Raw genomic sequence first — 19638 nt, 5'->3', positions numbered from 1 at the left:
CCTTCGGATGGTCCCCCTCCCCATCGCAAGTCGATGGGGAGGATTTTCTCTATTTGATCACCAGCCCGCCCAGCCCCAGTTTGACCGCAAGGCCAATCACCAGCACCGCTAGCGCCCCGCGCACCAGCCATTCCACCACCGCCTTGCGCGCCGACCTTTTGGCATCGCGCCAGGCGGAGAGCAGCTCGCGCAGATCCGCCATATCCTTGGCCGCACTTTCGTCAGCGAGGCCCAGATGGGCAAGCGCACGTTGGGCACCAGTTTGGGAGGCCTGCTCGAGCAACTCGGCAAGCTTATCATTGGTGATTTGCATTTTGGGTTCCTGTTGGCGTGTGTCAGCGCCTAATCAATCCTGTTTCTGTCCGTCGTCATATTCGGGGTAGAAAACTGACTTGTTGCCGTAGCGAGCACTGAGAGCTGACTGGCGAATTTCGCCGTGCATGTCATTTTCCTCGCCATCCTCATCAACTTGCATCTCTGGATATAGATACTCGACCGAAAACTTCCCGTCCTTGATGTCGAACAACATGACCGACCATTTTTTGCCGGCCGGTGCGGCTTCCCAGAGATTATTGATCGCGATGTACATTGCGTATGGAAATTCTCGACTAACCAACAATTTTCCCTGATTTTCATAAATCTCCCCGTCGCTCCAATTTTCGCCTGCTTCTATGAAGACAAAAACATCTTCGGGAACTTTGCCCAATTTTTCCGTGACATGCTGAGCGATTTCATTGAGCAACACACTATTTTCGTTCGTTGCCAGATCAAAGTCTGGCAACGACTTTGTCGATGGCCTGAAGTCGACCAAATCCTCTTCGGTCAGTTCGTGCCAGTCGCCTTCGTCCGGTTCCGGATAGATAACCGGTTTGTCGCCATAGCGTTCAGCGAGCGCACGCCCCCGAATTTCGGGACTGCCGTCGGCAGGATCGAGTTGATCCGGGTAGATATACTCGACGGTAAACTTCCCGTCTTTGATGTCGTAGAGCATCGTATCCCATTTTCTGTCGGCGTCTGACACATCCCAAAGGCGCATGACCGCCTCGACCATTGGACGATCTGGCTCATGGTAAATCACTTCATTTTCGAGATTATCGAAAATCGCTCCTTCCATCCACTGGTCGCCAGCGCGGAGAAATACGAAAACGTCATTTGGTGCTTTCCCCAAGACGTTGGCGGTGTGTTGCCCAATTGCGTTCAGCATTTCGCCGATTTGGTGCGATGGCATTTCATTGCCCCCTTTTCTTGTTTTCAAAAGGTTTGAAAAATCGTTCGCCATTTACGTAATATGTCACGTTAATCTTGCTTGGACGCTTTGACCCACCTTCATAAAGCGCCCTGACGTCGACTTTAACCTTTTTTCCTGCTTTCAGGTTCGATTTCCAATTTCTCTCAAGTTCGCGGTAACCTCTTACGTTAAACCGTGCATTTTGCGCAAAATGGTTATAGCTGATTTCCGGTCCACCGAATTCTCGTGCAATGAAATGCCCGCCGTGATCGTTGGCCAAACGGTCGGGCTTGCCGGCATTGCGCTGCTGTGTGCGGGATCGCGGCTGATCGGGTTGCAAGCGAAGCTGTCCGGAGGCGCGGATAGTTCGATCCTGCGCGTCGGCTTCGAAATTATATCCGCCTTTCGAAATCTTGCGCGTCGCCGCACGCGGTTTCGGCAGTCGGGTGGCCGTCCGTGATATCGTTGGCTTGACGATCTCCCGTTTCGGTTGCTGCACTTTTGGAACAGGCTTTGCGGGCGTTGGCTCATCCCACGATCCGCTGGCTCCGCCACCATCAATACTGCCCCCTCCGGCTTTGGGTTTTGGTTTGTCCCAAGACCCCGAAGCTCCACCTCCGCCAAAACTGCCTCCGCCAGTCTGTATTTTGGGTTTTCCCCAAGGACCGCTGGCACCTCTGCCTCCAAAGCTACTGCGTCCTGTCTTTTTCGGTGGAGGTCCATCCCAACTTCCAGAAGCACCACCGCCCCCAAAATGGCGTCCCTGCCCTTCATGCGTGAATTTGCCATCATCAGGATCGTGCCAGGGATTATATTTCAGCTCCAATATTCCTGTTTCGCTCATTTCTTGGACTACAGAACGAGGGTCAGCCTTCAGCGGCTCCAAACCAATGGCGACCCGCTTCTCCTCCACCGTCAGGAAATCCGCCCCGGCAACCTGCGCCCATAACCGCTCGCGATCCTCACTCAGCGCCGCCACCTGATCGACATCGACCTTCAGCGAAAGGTCCGCAAACCAGGGACGCAGACCTTCCGCCAGCGCGTCCAGTATCTTCCCCGCCAGCGGCAGGATTGCCTGTCGCCACAGCGCCTTGTTCGCCTCACGGTAATTGGCGTAGGTCGCATCGCCCGGCAGGCCGAGCAGCATCGGCGGCACCCCGAACGCCAGCGCAATCTCCCGCGCTGCGGCGGCCTTCAATCCTGCAAAATCCATATCGGCAGGGGTCAGCGACAGTGTCTGCCATTTGAGCCCGCCTTCAAGCAGCATCGGCCGCCCGGCGTTATCCTGCCCCGAAAAACTGCGCTTCAATTCCTCCTGCAACCGGTCAAATTGCTCACCCGAAAGCGCCTCTGCCGCCTCATGCACCAGCGCGCCCGAAGGCCGCGCCGCATTGTCGAGCAACGCCTTGTTCCAGCGGGTCGAGGCATTGTGGATCGCGATCGCCCCCGACGCCGCGCCCAAACAGCCCAGACCATAATGGTCGTCGAGCGGGTGGTGGCTGCGGATATGGATCAGCTCGTTCGCGCCCAGCCGCGTCACCGCCTCCCCCGCCTTGTAGCGAAATGCCGCGGGCCATCCGCGCGCATCGGCCTCAACCGAAACCCGCTCGGGTCGCAGCGCATAAAGCTCACACACCGCTCCATCAGGCGAACTGAGCAATTGCACATAGCCATTGCCATGGAGCAGCAATTGCGCCGCCAGTGTCTCGAGCAGCGATTGCCCGCCACTGGTCGTGGTAACCAGCGCCAGCGCGGTATCGTCGCTGGCAGAGAGCGGCGCAGATGCCACCCCCTCCGCCACCAACCGCACCGCGCGCTGCGCGACGACATTGTTGAGATAGCCCTCGCGCAACTGCGCCTCATAGGATTTGGGCCATTCGCCGATCACCCCGCCCGCAAAGGCGCGTGTAAGCGAGACATGCTTCTTGGCCGGACGCAGCATCCCGCGCCCGGCCGATTTCCAGCCGAAGAGTTTCATTTGGTTTTCCTGTTCTTTCCCTCGCCCCTTCAGGGGAGAGGATACGAAGCCTTAGCCGAAAGGCTTAGGCGAAGTTGGAGAGGGGTTGAGCGCTATCGTTAGCGCACAGCCCCTCGCCCGCTGCGACTAGTTCGCTCCGCTCACAAGTCTCGCTGCCCTCTCCCCTAAAGGAGGAGAGGGATCAAAGCACCCGCACCCGCGGTTCATTCGCTCGCTTGCCAAGCATCAATTCGCTCATCGCCCAAACCAGCGCATCGGCGCGGTCCGGCGACCTTCCCGGCCCTTCATAACCGCCGCCAGAAATCAGGCCGCATAATTCATCCTCAAGCTCGGGGAAGGCCCCAATATGGAAGGCCTTACCCGCTTCATAAAGTGCGGCGACCGGCTCCGCCCGTGCCACCTTTCCGCGCGAGGCGGAGACCTTCTTCACCGGCATCGAAACATCGGCGGCCTGCAAGGTGGAGACCACCATGTCGCCGCCATTATTCGCCTCTGCCACTACCCGGTCCGCGCCCCAGACAAGAGCAGCGGTGGAGACTGCGCGGGCCCAGCCTTCGGGGCTGCGGCCCTTCACGCTATGGTCGGCGAGAACATAGGCCTTGCCGTCGGCGCCCTTGCCCACCGCGATAATCCCGCAGGCATCACCGCCCGCGCTTGCCGGTGGGTCGACGCCGATGACGATACGGCGCATCTCGGACCCGCCCTTCACACGACACTTTTCAATCAAATCTCGCGTCCACAGCGCGTCCTCGGCATCTTCCAGAAACTCGCCGAGCAATTCCTGCCGTCCTAGCCGCGCCTTGCCATAAACCTCTTGCATCGCCTCACGGAAGCTGTCGGGCAGATGCGCACGGTTGGCCTCCATCGCGCCGCGGGTGATCGCGACGCCGGCTTCCTTCAGCAGCCGCCGCACCAGCGGCACCGCGCGCGGGGTGGTGGTGGCAACAATGCGCGGATCTTCGCCCAGCCGCATCGTCATCATCAGATTGTCCCAGGCATCAGTGCCCTTTTCCCATTTGGCGACCTCATCCGCCCAGGCGAGATGATGTTCGGGGCCGCGCAGCGCCTCGGGCTCCGACGCGGCGAAGACATTGGCGATCGCTCCGGTCGGCCAGACCAGCCTTTTGAGCGATGGCTCCCATATCGGACGCTGCTCGTCTGGTGCGATGGAAAGCAAACCGCTTTCGCCCTCGATCATGATCGAGCGCGCCTCGTGCAAAGTCGCCGCGACCAGCGCGATGCGAAGCGAGCCATCGGCCTCTGCCGCGGCGCGTACATATTCGGCGGCCATGCGCGTCTTGCCAAAGCCACGCCCGGCCATCACGAACCAGGTGCGCCAGTCGCCTTCGGGCGGGCGCTGGTCGGTACGTTGCCAGAATTCCCATTTATATTCGAGTTGCCACATCTCCTCCGGCTTCTGGCCTTTCAGCCATTGGATGTAATCCGCGCCTTTCAGCTGCGCGACCCGCTCCGCCTCACTCTGCGGCGCTGTTGTCATCACCCATCCTCTTGCGCATCACGGCAAAGCGCGCCTCAAGCCGTGCCTGCACCTCATTCGGATCGCGCGAACGCGACGGGGCAGGCTTGGTGGAGCCGCGAACCGTTGCCTTGTGCGCCGCGAGCAGCGCCATGCCGATCCGGGTCTTCATCTGCTTCTGCTTGAAGGTGCTGTCCTTCATATTGCTTGCCGGGGCCGACAAGGCTTCGGAAAGCAAATTCGCCTCCAGCCGGGCATAGCCCTCGCTGAGCGCCGCCAACCATTTCGCGCAAAATTGTTCGGATTTCTTGCGCAGATCATAAACGGGCCGGGTTGTCACACCTGCGACCTTGGCGGACGCAGATACATTGGCGGTTTGCGCAAGGTGCGCGAGAAACGCCTTTTGCGCGGCAGGGCCAAAGCCTTTGCCTGTCGCTTTCTTTCCAAACACCATCGCCAAATCCTTTCGCGCATAGAAAAGGGCCGGAAGCAGTTTTCACCGCCCCGGCCCGAATCGCATTTTCCCAATATCACAATATGTGCCATAACGGCGTTACGATGTCAACATTTTTTTACCTATTTGGTTTTTTGCTGGCTCTGCATTTATCAATATATCTACACATGCTGACGGAAACGGCCGACATTGCTCAGCGCTGCTGATTGCAGAATTTGGCCGAACCTCAGTGGACCTGGCCCGCCAGGGCGCTGATGGATTTTTTAGGTTACGCTGTCAGGCTTAGTGGTTTTACCAACCTGCCTCTCCCCGGCCGTTTAACCCGGAGCGGTCAAGGCTGGTGCTCTGGACCTGGCGGGTCAATTGCCTCTCGTTCGCGCGACCTTGCACGCAACAGAAGAATCAGACTCGCCACGGTCAGCAGGGCAACCGTAAACACACTCGCTTCCGGCCCTTCCCCGGCACCATTGAGCCAGGCCGGCCCGACAGGCACCAATTTCATCACCAGTGCGGGTAGACCGCTCTCCAAACCCGTAATCGGCACATCAAAAGCGGTGCCCCCAAACCAGTTCCAGCCGGTGTGCATGCCCATCACGCCCCAGATCGAATTCGAACGACGCACCCAGGCGCATGCGAAAATCGAGTAGATGAAGGTCATGGCCAACATCAGCAGCGATGCTCTGGGTGAGAAGTGCAGAAAGGTGAAAGCGGCGGACGATAATATGAACGCGGCAGTTATGTTCCAACGCCGCATGACGGTTGAGAACAACCAGCCGCGAAAAACGAACTCCTCAATGCTCGCCTGCACGGTAAAGCCGGCGAGCAACAGGGCGATCCAGCCGAGCGCAGCAGGGCTGGCGAAGGCTGGGGCGAGATCAGCGACACGGTATCCGCCAGAAACAGTTATCGCAGCCACGACCGCGCCCATCATGGCAATGCCTATGGCCAGTCCGGACAGGAACTTTTTGAGCCGTTGTTCGCCGCGAAGTCCAACGCTTGCGAGGCTCCTCTTTTCGACCCAGCGCACCCAGCCAAATACCGCAAGTCCAATGGCGATGAACGAAGCCAGGAGCAGACAAAAGCCCAAAGGCCCGCGCGGCGAACCCTGCGCGTCAATCAAGCCGAGATGTTCGAGCCCGAGATCGCCCGGCGTCATGCTGATGGCAAACAGGAAAATGCAGATGAAGGGGGCGGCGATACTCGGCGGTATCCAGCCCTTTGGCGTCTCGTCGGAAAAGATGATCTGTGTCATGGCGCACCGACTAACGGCCCGCTGAAGAATGCTATAGAATGATCGTGCGGAACAAGTCCGAGCGAAGCCACTCCTTCGGCGTGAGACCAACGGCCTTGCGGAATGTGCGACCAAAATGGCTCTGATCCGCAAAACCAGCGCCATGGGCAGCATCGGCCAGCGTCGCGCCTTCGCGCAAAAGCTGCTTGGCAAGATCGATCCGACGGTGCTGCAGATAACGATAAGGGCTGGTGCCAAGCAATGCCCGGAAGTCACGCGAAAGCTGCCAACGGTCACAGCCAGTCACTTGCTCAAGCTGCTCCAGTCGCGCGCCGGAAACGACGGCGGTTTCGAGAAATTCTCGCGCCTGCATCACGGCCGTTCGGTTGGCGATCCTCACGGTTGCAACCTTGCCAGCCTCTTGGTTTATGGTTTGCGCCAGATCGTAGAGCGCGTCTTCATAAGCTCCGGGATCCTCGACGCCCTCGCAGTCGATGATCATGTTAAAGGCGGCCGCGATCAAGGCGGGATTCGTCGAGACGCCATTGACGACAAACGGCAGCTCCGCGCCTCCAAGCACTGCCTGGACATGCGTTGGCGGAACATAGGCCGCTCGATAGACGAATCCAGCCTGATCGCAGCAATGTCCATCGTGTGTTTCATCGGGGTGGAGAATAAGCACCTGCCCTGGCAGCGAATGTCGCATTGCTCCGCGATAGTTGAACGCTTGAACCCCGGCCATGGTCAAAGCGACAGTGTAAGTATCGTGCCGATGCGGCGAAAACGCTGCCCCGACCAGCCGGTTTGCGACTCGTTCAATCGGTTCAAACGAGCCGGTCGAATATAATGGGTTCGAGGAAAGCGCCGTAGAATTCATCAATGGTATCTGGGCGCTATGTCTAAGAAGGCAACCCCGGCAAATTGGAAAATGGGTGCCAGATCTCTTGAGTGATTTTCAACCCATGCTGGCTTTCCCCCGCAAACTCGGTCTCGCTTGAGCTTTGGAGGTCCATCGGCGCAGCCTCTTCCAGCTTTGGAAACCGCAACAAACCCCTTGCATCCCGCTCCCCCCTATGGCTCATTCGCACCATCCAGCGCGGCGGCCGCAAAACTGACACCGCCCGAACGGGAGGGATCATCCATGCGGTTCAAATTGTTCGCCTTGTCATTGCTCGCCACATCGTCGCTTGCCACAGCCGAACCCACGCCCAAGGAACAATTGCTCCAACCTCCGCCCACCGCGCAACATTACACCATCAGCTCTACCGCCGGAAAGCATGGCGATATCTGGGGCTGGAAGACTGACGATGGCAAACTCGCTCATCGCATGTCGATGTCGCTGCGCGGCTGGATTACCGAAACCGACCAGCTAACCACGCTTGGTGCCGACGGACGGCCCACCACCATTGCCGTTCGCGGCTATACCGATAGTGGCGACGCAACCGAGGATTTCAGCGTCGATGCGAACGGCATTGCGCACTGGAAGACGACAGTAGACGAGGGCAGCGCACCTTTGGGCAACAAACGCTATAGCGCCTATGGCGGCCCCTGGCTGGCAAGTGCGATCGATATCGACGCGCTGGTGGCGGCTGGCGACAAAGGCGTCGACCTGCTGCCCGGCGGGCGTGCCAGCATCTCCATCGGGGCGGCGACCGAAATTGATGGGCCTTCGGGCAAGGAAGCGGTGAAGCTGGCCTATATCACCGGCGCTGGTTTTTCGCCCTCGGCAGTGTGGCTTGACAAGGACAATCGCTATTTCGGCAATGCGGGCGTGATCTCGCTGCTGCCCGCGGGCTATGAAGCGGTGGGGCCAAAGCTGAAAGAAGTGCAGGACGCGACCGAAGCGGTGATGGTGCGCGATACCGCGAAGAAGTTCCTCAGCCCTGCCAACCGCACGCCGACGCTGGTCGATAATGTCCTGTTGTTCGATTCGATTGCTGGGCGCTATCTGCCGGGTCGGGCGGTGCTGATCGCCGATGGCAAAGTCCGGAAGGTTGGCGCGGCAGGATCGATCAAGCTGCCCAAAGGCGCGGTCAAGATCGACGGACGCGGCAAAACGTTACTGCCCGGGCTGTGGGATTCGCACCTGCATATCGGCGGCAGCGACTGGAACCTCTTACAAAATGTCGCGACCGGGATCACCAATTATCGCAGCCCGGGATCGATAATCGATGAATCGCTAAGCATCATCAAACGCCGCGCTGCGGGCGAATTGATCGCGCCCGATGGCAAGGTCGCGGTTATCATCGACCGCAAGGATCCGCTGGCGGCGCAAGGCGCGCTGACCGTCAGTTCGGATGAAGAAGCGGTCGAGGCGGTGCGCAAGATCAAAGAGGCCGGGCTGTCGGGGGCGAAATTCTATACCTCGATGACGCCCGCCTGGATTGCGCCTGCAGCAGCCGAGGCGCACAAGCTCGGGCTGCATGTCAGCGGCCATATTCCGGCAGGGATGCGCCCAATAGAGGCAGTGCGTGCGGGCTATGACGAGATTACCCATATCAACTTCATCATGATGCAGGCGATGCCACAGCATGTGGTCGACAAGGCAAACACCGCCGCGCGGCTGGAGGGGCCGGCCAAATATGGCAAGGATGTCGATCTTGATTCCGCCGAAATGCGCGCCTTTTATGCCGAGCTTTCCGAGCGCAAGACCATAATCGACCCGACGCTGGTCGTCTGGGAGGGGAGTTTGACGTCGGATGGCAGCGAGGTTCTGGCCGCCTATGCACCCTTTGCCGCGATTTCGCCGCCAGCGGTTTCGCGCAGCTGGAAGATTGGCGGCTATCCGCTGTTCGACGGCCTGACGCGCGATGATTTCAAGGCAAGCTATGCCAAGATGGTCGGCGTGGTCGGGCGGCTGTACAAGTCCGGCGTCCGCATCGTTGCCGGAACCGACGGCTACGGGCTCGAACTGGTCCGCGAGCTGGAGCTGTATCAGCAGGCGGGGTTGACCAATGCAGAAGCCATCCAGACCGCAACCATCGTGCCAGCCCGGATGACGGGGATGGATGATCGGTTCGGCTCGATCGAGGCAGGGAAGATGGCGAGCCTGATCCTCGTCGAGGGCGATGCGTCGAAAGACATGGCGGCGCTGCGCCGGATTTCAACGGTGTTCCTCGATGGCTACCGCCTCAATGCAGACGAACTGCGCAAGGCCAGCGGATTCAGTGGAATGCCTGAATAGTAACGGTCATCCCAGTCCAAGCATCTTGCGCTCACGCGGGATCCAGGTAGCAAAGCCGGCGCGCGCATGAATTGCGGCGAGATAGGCTGTGAGTTTCGGATATGTCGCGGGGTCGGGCACGATCCCGCAATGCGCGGTGTTCACAAACGGGCTGGCGACCGCAATGTCGGCGAGGGTCAGCCGGTCGCCGACGAGATAGCCTGACGCGGGAATGATGCCTTCGAGATAATCATAGATCGGCACCATATCGGCCTCACCCTGTTTGGCGGCTTCCTCATCCCCCGGCTTGCCCATGAATTTGGGCGATACAACGCGGTTGAAGAATATCTTGCCGCCGGCAGTTGTGACAATCGTATCGGCAAATTCATCGAACCAGACCGTCCGCGCGCGATCGGCAGGGTCTGCCGGAATCATCGCGGGTTCGGGCTGCTTGGCCTCCAGATAGGTGATAATGGCGGTCGAATCCGAAATCGTGAAATCGCCGTCGCGAAAGCCGGGCATCTTGCGGAACGGGCTGCAGGCGGCAAAATCCGGATTGGGATCGCCCACGCCCACCGGCACGAGTTCAAGCTCGATTCCCTTTTCGGCAGCATAGGCCAAAACCTTGCGGACAAAGGGAGAGAGTGGTGCGCCATAGAGAATCATAGTCATTATCCTTCGCTGGAATTTCCTGCTGCGCAGTTTGCCATATCAGTTGCGCTTTGCAACTAGTATATCGTGCGCGCTTGCCAATCGTGGCGAAGCGGGTAAGCCCTTGATCCTGAACCGCCATGGGGGATGCAATGGAAGGCCTGTTACTGCTGATTGCGCTGGTCCTTGCGGTTTGGCTGCTCAACCTCAACGGGCGCATCAAATTCCTCGAAGAGCGGATCGGGACATTGATCGACCGGATGAATGCCGGATCGGTGACGCCAGTTGCAGCCCAACGGGACGTTACGGAGCAAGTGGACGCGCCAACTGCTCCACCCCCGGCGATGGCGTATGCCAGCCGCAGGCCAGCGACCGTGAAGGGCGAAGTGCCCGATGCAAAACAACGCGCCACCATCGAAGCCCCACCTCCCCTCGTGGCACCCGAAGCGGAAGCAGAGCCAAAGAGAAGCTGGAGCTTCGAGGAACTGGTCGGCGGCAAACTACCCATCTGGGTGGGCGGGATATCGCTGGTTTTCGCAGGCTTCTTCCTTGTGCGCTATACAATCGACGCCGGGCTTCTCGGCCCCGGCACGCGGTCTGTACTGGCGACGCTGTTTGCCGCATTGCTGATCGCGGGAAGCCAATGGGGCGGGCGCTTGCCCAAAATCGGCGAGTCCTTTACCGCCGACCCGCGCATCGCGCAATCGCTTGCGGGCGCTGGCATCGCGATCCTTTACGGCACGCTCTACATGGCTGCAGAGGTCTATGGCCTGATTGGCGTTCCCGCAGCCTTCGCCTTGCTGATTGCGACCACAATACTCGCCTTCGCGCTCGCGCTCCACCACGGCCCGCCAACCGCATTGATGGGCCTGATCGGCGGTTTCGCAGCACCTTGGGTAGCAGGACTGGGACCAGACAATGTGCCGGTTCTATTGCTCTATCTGGGTGTGTTCTTGGCCGGTCTGTTCGGCCTCGCCTTGTGGCGGCGCTGGTTGTGGTTGCTGCTGCTCGCAAGCGGTGGCGGCGCGCTTTGGACCATCGGGCTGATTGTCGCCGCCGAAAGCGCGCTACCGCTGGTGGGGCTGTTCGTGCTTGCGGCTGGTGGCGCGGCGGTGTTGGTGGGTGACCGCTTTGTCGAAAGCGACCCGCGATTGGAGGCTATGGCCCGCTACGCACCGATGGCGCTGGCGCTGGTGCAACTCGCCATGCTGTTGCCGCGACTGCAATTCAGCTGGATCGGCTGGGGCTTTTACGGCGTGCTGTCGGCGATGGCGATCGCGCTTGCCTGCCGCGATGAGCGGCATTTGCCCAGCCTGTTCGGCGCGCTGCTCCTCTGCCTGATGCCGTTGGCGGCAGGGTGGGACAGTCAGGCCTCACGCGTCATGATGATCGCCGCCTCGATTGGCGTCGGTCTGCTCTTTGCAATCCCGGCCCATTTGCGATCGCGTGGTCAACAGGACAGCCGCCCGCATTGGGCAATGCTTGCGCTGATGGCGCAGGCGGTGCCGTTCGCGGCGGCCTTTGCCGTTGCAAAGTCGGACTATCCCGATCTTGTATGGGGCGCGATTTCGGCGCTGCTAGTCGCACCTGCAGCCTTCATCGCATGGCAGTGGCGGCAAGCATCGTCGCGTATCGATCAGATCGTCCAGATCGCCAGCGCGGCTCTTGCGGCGGCGATGGGCTGGTTGGCGCTGACCCATATCCTGCCGAATGATTATATCGCCAGCGCGACCTTCGCCATCGCCGCGGCGCTCGCGGCCTGGGCCGTCCGCACCAGCGGCAGCGCGATGCAGAAACTGGCGGCTATTCCGCTGGGCTTTGGCGTGCTTGCCTTGATCGCCGGGTCATGGCGTTTCCTCGACGCGCTGGGCGGGGCATTGGGTGGAGAGATTCTGACCGTCTCCGGTCTCCCCGACATTGCCGAGACGGCCAAACTGACGCTGTTGCCTTCGCTGCTGGTTCTGGCAATCGCCAGCCTTCCTCTATTCGCCCTCGGTCGCTGGGCAAGACGTGCGGCATGGTTTGCGGGTGGCACCGGCCTGCTCGCTTTCGTCTGGCTGATCGCCAAACAGGTCGCGCATATCGATAGCCCATCGCAATTCATTACCCTTGGCCTCGCCGAGCGGGTGGTGATGACGCAGTTGCTGTTCCTCGCCGGATGGCTGGCGATGCGCCGCGCCAATGACTGGTCGAGCGTTTGGGCCAAGGCAGGCCTAGCCGCGACCACGCTGGCGCTGTGCCGGCTGTGCTGGTTCGACCTTGGCGTGTTCAATCCGCTTTACCAGCCCCAAGCGCTGGGCCCGGCACCTGTCGCCAATTTGGGTACCGTGCATCTAGGCCTTGCTGCCTTCTGGTTGTGGCAGCTGGCGCGGAGTTCGGTCGTGGAGAAGGCGCATCCGCAACTCCCACGGCTCGCTGAAATCGGCAGCCTGCTGGCGATGGCCCTCACTGCGCTCATCACCGTCCGCCAGTTGGTGCAGGGCAATCTGATCTCAGGCGCGACCATCGATGTCGGGGAGAATTATCTCTATTCGGCAGCGCTGCTCGCACTTTCGATTGGCTGGCTCGCCATCGGCATCAAGACCGGCCTCGCCATCCTCCGCCTCGCCGGGCTGGCGCTGCTGACGGTCGTCACGCTCAAAGTCTTCCTGATCGACGCTGCGGCACTCGAAGGTGTGCTCCGCATCCTCTCCTTCATGGGACTGGGCATTGCATTGATTGGGATCGGCTGGGCCTATGGCCGCGTGATGCGTGCGGGCAAGGCCGCGACTGAATAAGTCTTGCCCGGAAAGAGAAACCCCCTAGAGCGAGCGACCATGCTGCAACGCCTGTACGAATGGATGATAGATAAAGCCGCGCACGCGCATGCGGAGCGCTGGCTGTTCCTGTTCTCCTTCATCGAATCGAGCTTCTTCCCGATCCCGCCGCACCCGTTGCTCGGGCTGATGTGCCTTGCACGTCCCGACCGCGCGATCCGCTATGGCGCGATCTGCACATTGGCGTCGGTCCTCGGCGGGCTGTTTGGATACACCATCGGCTATTTCGCGTATGAGACTATCGGGGTTTCGCTGCTCAAAGCCTTGGGCCTCTGGGAGACATTCCCGGCGGCAGCCTGTTACCTGCGCGAATTCGGGGCGGAGATCATCCTGATCAAGGGGGCAACGCCGATCCCGTTCAAACTTCTGACGCTGACCGCCGGCTTCATCCAGATGCCCTTGTTCGACTTCATCTGGTCCAGCATACTCAGCCGCGCCTTCCAGTTCATGCTCGTCGGAATCCTGTTCTGGAAATTCGGCGCGCCGATCAAGGCCTTCATCGACAAATATTTGGCATGGGTCAGTGCCGGTTTCATCATCATCGTCGTTAGCGGCTTCGTCGCTTTCACAATGCTCGCAGGCGGTGGTCAGAAGCCCGGTGACAAATGTTCTGGTGTGACCACGATGGAACAGGTTTTCCAGCGGACCTGAGCGTTTCTCCCCTCCCGCTTGCGGGAGGGGCCGGGGGAGGGCCTGAAAGTGGGAAGGGAATTATCAGGTCGCGAATAACTGCCCGTCATCGGCAAAAGCTTTGAACTCCAGCGCATTGCCGCTCGGGTCGGTGAAAAACATGGTCGCCTGTTCGCCTACCTGCCCTTTGAAACGGACATAGGGTTCGATCCCGAAACGCACGCCAGCCGCCTTGAGCCGCGCGGCCAGATCCTCCCATTGCGGCATCGTCAGCACGACCCCGAAATGCGGCACCGGCACCTCATGGCCATCAACAGCATTGTGGATCGGGCGCGGCGTCATGCCTGCGTCGAGATGCGCGACGATCTGGTGGCCATAAAGATCGAAGTCGATCCAATGGTCCGACGAGCGTCCCTCGCGGCAGCCGAGTAGTTCGCCGTAAAATTCCCGCGCCGCCGAAAGGTCATGCACCGGAAAGGCAAGGTGGAAGGGTCTTAGGCTCATTCGGGCGGCATCGCCAGCGCGAGCGACTCCCCGAGGCGCAAACAGCGCGCCATTTTCTCTTCGCTGCTGGGTTCTTTCTCCAGCTCGGCTTGCAGTTCGTCGGCAGAAATCGGCTTGGGCTTTTCGGCGGCGGGAAGCCCTTGCGCCTTGAAAGCAAAGGCCTGCACCAGCCGACTGAACGCTTTCGCATCGCGGCTGTCGGCACCCTCGCGCCCTGAAATTTCATTGTACGAAATGTCGACCAGCGTCTTGCAATAGCGAATGCGATGCGGGTTGCCCAAATCTTCACCCAGCTGAGTACGATACAGGGCGATTTTATCGGGTTCGTCGGTTGATTGCGCGGGCTCGCCCGCCAGCATCGAGGCGCTGTTGCCGACAGCGGTGGCAGGGGTCGAAGCGTCAGCTGTGGCGAGCTGCGCGTCCATGACGGACTTGCATTCGGCAAAGCGGTTGCGGACATAGTCTTTCGACTTCGCGCCATCATCCATTCCGATGACCTTGGCCTGTTCGGCCTCGACCGCCTGTTTAATGGCAAAGGCTACAACTTCGCGCGGCTGACCTGTCTCGTCCATCACCCTTTGCCCAACGATTCCCGCCCAGCGCTTGCCGCTTTCGCGAACATCGGCATAGCTGGCCAACGCACCGGCGCCTAATCGCTGCTCATGCGCTATGATGCCTATGGTGGCGACACAGCCGATATCGCGCATTTGCGCTTCATTAATTGGGACCGGCGGACTGGGCGCAAGCATCAGCGCAAAAATGGAGAACATGTTCATCGGCTTTTGCTAGCAGCGCCCGTCTGAACGGCAAGCAACAATATTGGCCGATTGCAATTGCCGATATTGCCCGCCATGTCTGCGCGCCATGACCAGCCTGTTTGCTTTCATCGAACGCCACTGCGCCAAAGCTTTACTTATCGCAGGCGGCATTTCCGCGACCGGATTTGCCCCGCTGAACTGGTGGCCACTGACGCTGCTGTGCCTTGCGCTGCTGATGCACTGGGTGGCCAAAGCGGAAAGCGGCAAGCGCGCCTTTCTGCTCGGCTGGGCCTTTGGCGTCGGGCATTTCACCATCGGCAACAATTGGATCGCCACCGCCTTCACCTATCAGGCCGCCATGCCCGTATGGCTCGGCTGGTGCGCCGTTCCGTTGATCGCGCTATATCTGGCGATCTATCCCGGGCTGGCGGCTTGGGGAGCGTGGTGGCTTAGAAACAGCGCCAATTACCTCAGCACTCGTCATTCCCGCGAAAGCGGGAATCCATCACCCGCCACATCCTCAAAACCAACTGGTTCGGTGATGGGCTCCCGCTTTCGCGGGAGTGACGAAGTTTTAAAAATTGATACCATTTTCATCCTCTTCTTCGCCGGATGCTGGATCATCACCGAATGGCTGCGCGCATGGGTGTTTACGGGATTTTCTTGGAATCCTCTGGGTATCACATTTCCGGGCGCGATCTATGCCACATGGGTTGGCTCTTACGGCCTGGCAGCGTTCGCGATAGCGTTAGCTGGGATATTGCTCCTCCTAATAAATCGGAACCTGAAGGGCGTGCTTATTCTGGCTGGCCTAATTCTGCTGCCCTATTATCCGACCACAATTGCAAATCTCGGTTGGACAAAAGGCTATCTTGCCGACGTCGTTCAAAAGCAGGGTCTTGAACCGGCCAATCTAACCATCGTCCAGCCCAATATCAGCCAGATCGACAAATATGCCCCAGGTTATGATGCGATCAATTTCCGTCGCCTCGCCGAAAACAGCCTGAGCCGCGATACCAAGCCCCGCCTTCTCCTCTGGCCGGAGGCCGCCATCCCATGGCGGCTGGAGGATGGCTATCCTTATCGCTTCTACCAGTTCCAGCCCGGCGAAAGCGCGGAGGGTGCGCGGACGATGCTGACTCGCTTGATGAACCCCGGCGATCTGTTGCTCACCGGTGTTGACCGGCTGGAATTTGACAAGGACCGCCAACTGGTCGGCGCGCGCAATTCGATGACCGCGATGGATGCCAGCGGAAAAATTCTGGGCAATTATGACAAGGCGCATCTGGTGCCCTATGGCGAATATCTAGCGCTGCGTTGGTTGCTTGAACCATTGGGCGCAGCGCGGCTGGTGCCCGGCGACCTTGATTTCTGGCCGGGACCGGGGCCGCGTACCCTAGACTTGCCCTTCAACGGCCGGCGGGTGAAAGTCGGGATGCAGATTTGCTACGAAATCATATTCTCTGGCGAGGTGGTTGACCGCACCCATCGCCCCGACTTTATCTTCAACCCTTCGAACGACGCATGGTTTGGCGGTTGGGGATCACCACAATTTGTTGCACAAGCGCGCCTGCGCGCCATCGAGGAAGGGTTGCCGGTCGTGCGCGCCACACCGACGGGCATCAGCGCAGTGATCGACGCTGACGGGCGAATCATCAAAAGCCTGCCGCGAGGCATTGCCGGACGGATAGACGCACAACTGCCCATGCCCAAGGGACCAACACTGTTTGCGCGCTACGGAAACACCCTATCCTTGGCCTTCGCTGCGCTGCTCATAGCATTCGGCCTGTTGCCGCTTGCCCGTCGCAGCACTTACCGCTAAGGGGCCGCGCAGCACATAAAGATATCTTTATACGCAGACACAGAATCACTCTCTTTTTGGGGACTGGAAAAACCATGCGCGACAATTATCTCTTCACCTCTGAGTCGGTTTCAGAAGGCCATCCCGACAAAGTCTCGGACCAAATCAGCGACGCCATCGTCGATCTGTTTCTGTCAAAAGACCCCGAAGCCCGCATCGCTTGCGAAACGCTGACCACGACGCAGCTCGTCGTGCTGGCAGGCGAAATCCGTTGCAAGGGCGTCTATGAAAATGGCGCATGGGCTGCGGGTGCCAAAGAAGAAATTGAAGCCGCCGTCCGCCGCACGGTCAAGGAAATCGGCTATGAGCAAGAAGGCTTCCATTGGGAAAGCTTTCGCTTCGAAAACAATCTGCACGGCCAGTCGGCGCACATTGCGCAAGGCGTGGACGCCGGCAGCAACAAGGATGAAGGCGCTGGCGATCAGGGGATCATGTTCGGCTATGCAACCGACGAAACCCCTGACCTGATGCCCGCGACGTTGTATTACAGCCACAAGATCCTCGAACGTATGGCTGCAGACCGCCATTCGGGCGCGGCCCCGTTTCTCGAGCCCGATGCCAAGAGCCAGGTGACTTTGCGCTACGAAGGCAGCCTGCCCGTCGCGGCAACGGCAGTCGTCGTCTCCACCCAGCATGCGCCGGGTTATGACGAAGGTGAGAAGGAAGCCGAACTGCACGCTTATGTGAAGAAGGTTGTGGCGGACGTTATTCCGCCCGTGCTGCTGCGCGAAACCGAATATCACATCAACCCGACCGGCAGCTTCGAAATCGGTGGCCCCGATGGCGACGCTGGCCTGACCGGCCGCAAGATCATCGTCGACACCTATGGCGGTGCCGCCCCGCATGGCGGGGGCGCGTTTTCGGGCAAGGACCCGACCAAGGTCGATCGTTCCGCCGCCTATATCACCCGCTATCTGGCAAAGAACATCGTCGCCGCTGGCCTCGCCACGCGCTGCACGATCCAGCTCGCTTATGCCATTGGCGTATCGAAGCCACTGTCGCTCTATGTTGACACGCACGAAACCGGAACCGTGGGCGACGACAAGATCGAAGCTGCTATCATGGGTATAGAAAAGCTCGGCGGCCTGACGCCCCGTTCGATCCGCACCCATCTGGGCCTCAACAAGCCGATCTATCGCAACACTGCCGCCTATGGCCATTTCGGTCGCAGGGCAGAGGGCGATTTCTTCCCCTGGGAACGCACCGATCTGGTTGAAGATCTAAAGGCAGCGCTCGGCTGAATCGTCTTGCACGGCGGGCGGCAACCCGCTAGCCGCCCGCGCGATGACTGCGCACAAAGCCGGAGACCCCACCACGCTCAACCGCCTATACGGTCGGTCGAAGGGCAAGAAGCTGCGCGTGGCCCAGCAGGAGCTGCTCGACAATCTGCTACCGCAGATCGTGGTACCCGAAGAAGGCCCGGTCACAGCAGAGCTCCTTTTCGGGATCGATCGCCCGCTGCACTTCGAAATCGGTTTCGGCGGGGGCGAGCATATGGCCTATCGCGCCGACATGCTGCCCGATCATGGCTTCATCGGCTGCGAACCCTTTGAAAACGGCGTCGCGCAGGCGCTGACCCATGTCGACAATTACAATGATTTGGGGCCGCTCGCCAACGTCCGCATCCATATGGGTGATGCGCTGGAGGTTCTGGCCCGCATTCCCGATGGCAGCCTGAGCTTCGTCTATCTGCTCCACCCCGATCCATGGCCCAAGGCGCGGCATGTAAAGCGGCGGATGATGAATGATGGTCCAGTCGACATGATTGCGGCGAAGCTGAAACCCGGCGGCGAATTCCGCTTCGGCACCGACCATGCAATCTATTTGCGCCACGCGCTAATGGTGATGCGGGGACACCGCCACCAGTTTGACTGGCTGTGCAATGGCCCGAAGGATTTTCTGGTCCGTCCGAGTGGTTGGCCCGAGACACGCTATGAAGCCAAGGCCCGCAATGTGTACGGCCACGAGGTGTGGTATTTTCGCTGGAGGCGTATTTAGGGATACCCCTGGCGTAGAATTACCGAGCTATATCAGCATATTAGCTACGCTACAGTTTTCGTCCCTTGGCGGCAGTTTCCGCCTCGGTGATTACCCGGTGATTGCTGGACGCCGACCACGGCCAGGGAAGAAGCACTACGCCTTTCTCTGCTCATCGCCCAAGGTGTGGACCCTGTCGAAGTTGAAAAGCAGCGCCGTCGGGAGGCGGTCGACCTCGCTTTCGACAATTACGCTGAACGATTCGAGAGGGCGTGCGTTGTTAGCGTCGGAAAAGGTTCAACCTCTTGCCAGATACCCTAGGCGTGCGGACGCGCTGACGAGTGCGGCTTCGCGGTGCGGCATGATGCCGCTCACGACAGAATCGTGGGCCGCAAGAATTTCGGCACCAGCCTTTTCGGGCGTTCCGCCTGCGAACGGAGGCTGGGGATCATATTCGAACGCCAGCTGCAGCGTCCGGGCGACCGTTTCGCCGCTAATCGCGGCGATCAGCGTCAGGGCGAAGTCGATCCCCGCCGTAACCCCGCCGCCGGTCACGCGGTTGCGGTCTGTCACGGTGCGGGCCCGTTCAGGCCGTGCCCCGAACATGGCGAGATGATGGTGCCAGGCCCAATGCGTTGTGGCCCGGTAGCCCTCCAGCAAACCCGCCGCCCCGAGCACAAGCGAGCCGGTGCACACGCTGGTGACCCAAGCCGCCTGCCCTCCGATGGCGCGCACCCACGCCATCGCAGCGTCATCCTCCATCACTTCGGAAACGCCAAGCCCGCCTGGAATGCACAAGACGTCTGCACTACGGACCTCATCGAAGGTTGCGGTCGGCATAATCGCAAAGCCAGCGTCGGTCATCACAGGCTGGCGATCTTTCCAGACCAGATCCATTTTGGCACCGGGC

General features: G+C 60.0%; 17 protein-coding genes and 1 pseudogene. 6 read left to right on the top strand and 12 right to left on the bottom strand.

Annotation, left to right across the window (positions count from 1 at the left end):
• Window positions 1-49: 49 nt before the first annotated feature.
• From ABL922_RS11685 to ABL922_RS11650, 8 genes and pseudogenes are all read right to left on the bottom strand, one after another.
• The gene (locus ABL922_RS11685) at window positions 50-313 is read right to left on the bottom strand and encodes a DUF6127 family protein (RefSeq protein ID WP_349024383.1); all 264 of its coding nucleotides are present in this window, start codon (window positions 311-313) and stop codon (window positions 50-52) included.
• 33 nt (window positions 314-346) lie between these two features.
• A complete protein-coding gene (locus ABL922_RS11680) occupies window positions 347-1228 on the bottom strand; it encodes a hypothetical protein (protein ID WP_349024382.1) in 882 nt (293 codons plus the stop codon).
• A gap of 1 nt (window position 1229) precedes the next feature.
• Window positions 1230-2072 (bottom strand): DNA/RNA non-specific endonuclease, encoded by an 843-nt coding sequence (locus tag ABL922_RS11675; protein ID WP_349024384.1) that lies wholly within the window; start codon window positions 2070-2072, stop codon window positions 1230-1232.
• A 39-nt stretch (window positions 2073-2111) separates the two neighbouring features.
• Window positions 2112-3206 (bottom strand): annotated as a pseudogene (locus tag ABL922_RS11670) (phage portal protein); the annotation flags it as partial.
• 181 nt (window positions 3207-3387) lie between these two features.
• On the bottom strand, window positions 3388-4704 hold the full coding sequence (locus ABL922_RS11665) for a terminase family protein (protein WP_349024381.1): 1317 nt from the start codon (window positions 4702-4704) through the stop codon (window positions 3388-3390).
• Complete coding sequence (locus ABL922_RS11660; RefSeq protein ID WP_349024380.1) at window positions 4682-5137, bottom strand: hypothetical protein; 456 nt, start codon at window positions 5135-5137, stop codon at window positions 4682-4684. The genes ABL922_RS11665 and ABL922_RS11660 overlap by 23 nt, the downstream gene beginning before the upstream one ends.
• A gap of 331 nt (window positions 5138-5468) precedes the next feature.
• Window positions 5469-6389 (bottom strand): CPBP family intramembrane glutamic endopeptidase, encoded by a 921-nt coding sequence (locus ABL922_RS11655; protein WP_349024379.1) that lies wholly within the window; start codon window positions 6387-6389, stop codon window positions 5469-5471.
• A gap of 31 nt (window positions 6390-6420) precedes the next feature.
• On the bottom strand, window positions 6421-7245 hold the full coding sequence (locus ABL922_RS11650; protein WP_349024378.1) for an AraC family transcriptional regulator: 825 nt from the start codon (window positions 7243-7245) through the stop codon (window positions 6421-6423).
• Window positions 7246-7509: 264 nt separating this feature from the next.
• On the opposite strand from ABL922_RS11650, the gene ABL922_RS11645 reads away from it, so the two are divergent.
• Window positions 7510-9552, top strand: a complete 2043-nt coding sequence (locus tag ABL922_RS11645; RefSeq protein ID WP_349024377.1) for an amidohydrolase family protein — start codon at window positions 7510-7512, stop codon at window positions 9550-9552.
• Window positions 9553-9558: 6 nt separating this feature from the next.
• On the opposite strand, the gene ABL922_RS11640 is transcribed toward ABL922_RS11645, so the two are convergent.
• Window positions 9559-10203 carry a glutathione S-transferase family protein gene (locus ABL922_RS11640; protein ID WP_349024376.1) on the bottom strand — a complete coding sequence of 215 codons (645 nt, stop codon included), beginning with the start codon at window positions 10201-10203 and terminating at the stop codon, window positions 9559-9561.
• A 119-nt stretch (window positions 10204-10322) separates the two neighbouring features.
• On the opposite strand from ABL922_RS11640, the gene ABL922_RS11635 reads away from it, so the two are divergent.
• Entirely contained in the window at window positions 10323-12959 is a 2637-nt protein-coding gene (locus ABL922_RS11635; RefSeq protein ID WP_349024375.1) for a DUF2339 domain-containing protein, read from the top strand.
• A 39-nt stretch (window positions 12960-12998) separates the two neighbouring features.
• Complete coding sequence (locus tag ABL922_RS11630) at window positions 12999-13649, top strand: YqaA family protein (RefSeq protein WP_349024374.1); 651 nt, start codon at window positions 12999-13001, stop codon at window positions 13647-13649.
• Window positions 13650-13712: 63 nt separating this feature from the next.
• Here ABL922_RS11630 and ABL922_RS11625 read toward each other — a convergent pair whose 3' ends face one another.
• Window positions 13713-14132, bottom strand: a complete 420-nt coding sequence (locus ABL922_RS11625) for a VOC family protein (protein WP_349024373.1) — start codon at window positions 14130-14132, stop codon at window positions 13713-13715.
• Entirely contained in the window at window positions 14129-14908 is a 780-nt protein-coding gene (locus tag ABL922_RS11620; RefSeq protein WP_349024372.1) for a hypothetical protein, read from the bottom strand. The genes ABL922_RS11625 and ABL922_RS11620 overlap by 4 nt, the downstream gene beginning before the upstream one ends.
• Window positions 14909-14996: 88 nt before the next feature.
• On the opposite strand from ABL922_RS11620, the gene lnt reads away from it, so the two are divergent.
• The 3 genes from lnt (at window position 14997) to ABL922_RS11605 (ending at window position 18749) form a co-directional block, all read left to right on the top strand.
• Window positions 14997-16712, top strand: a complete 1716-nt coding sequence (gene lnt, locus ABL922_RS11615; RefSeq protein WP_349024371.1) for an apolipoprotein N-acyltransferase — start codon at window positions 14997-14999, stop codon at window positions 16710-16712.
• A gap of 74 nt (window positions 16713-16786) precedes the next feature.
• Window positions 16787-17992 (top strand): methionine adenosyltransferase, encoded by a 1206-nt coding sequence (gene metK / locus ABL922_RS11610; RefSeq protein ID WP_349024370.1) that lies wholly within the window; start codon window positions 16787-16789, stop codon window positions 17990-17992.
• 43 nt (window positions 17993-18035) lie between these two features.
• Complete coding sequence (locus tag ABL922_RS11605; protein WP_349024369.1) at window positions 18036-18749, top strand: tRNA (guanine(46)-N(7))-methyltransferase TrmB; 714 nt, start codon at window positions 18036-18038, stop codon at window positions 18747-18749.
• A gap of 276 nt (window positions 18750-19025) precedes the next feature.
• Here ABL922_RS11605 and ABL922_RS11600 read toward each other — a convergent pair.
• Window positions 19026-19638, bottom strand: a 613-nt coding sequence (locus tag ABL922_RS11600; RefSeq protein WP_349024368.1) for a DJ-1/PfpI family protein, incomplete at its 5' end; no start/stop codon positions are given.

Origin of the sequence: Sphingorhabdus sp., assembly GCF_040079335.1 — a bacterium.
Lineage (GTDB): Bacteria > Pseudomonadota > Alphaproteobacteria > Sphingomonadales > Sphingomonadaceae > Sphingorhabdus_B.
The sequence above is the reverse complement of the archived record's forward strand: the minus strand, read 5'-3'. Positions and strand labels throughout refer to the sequence as shown.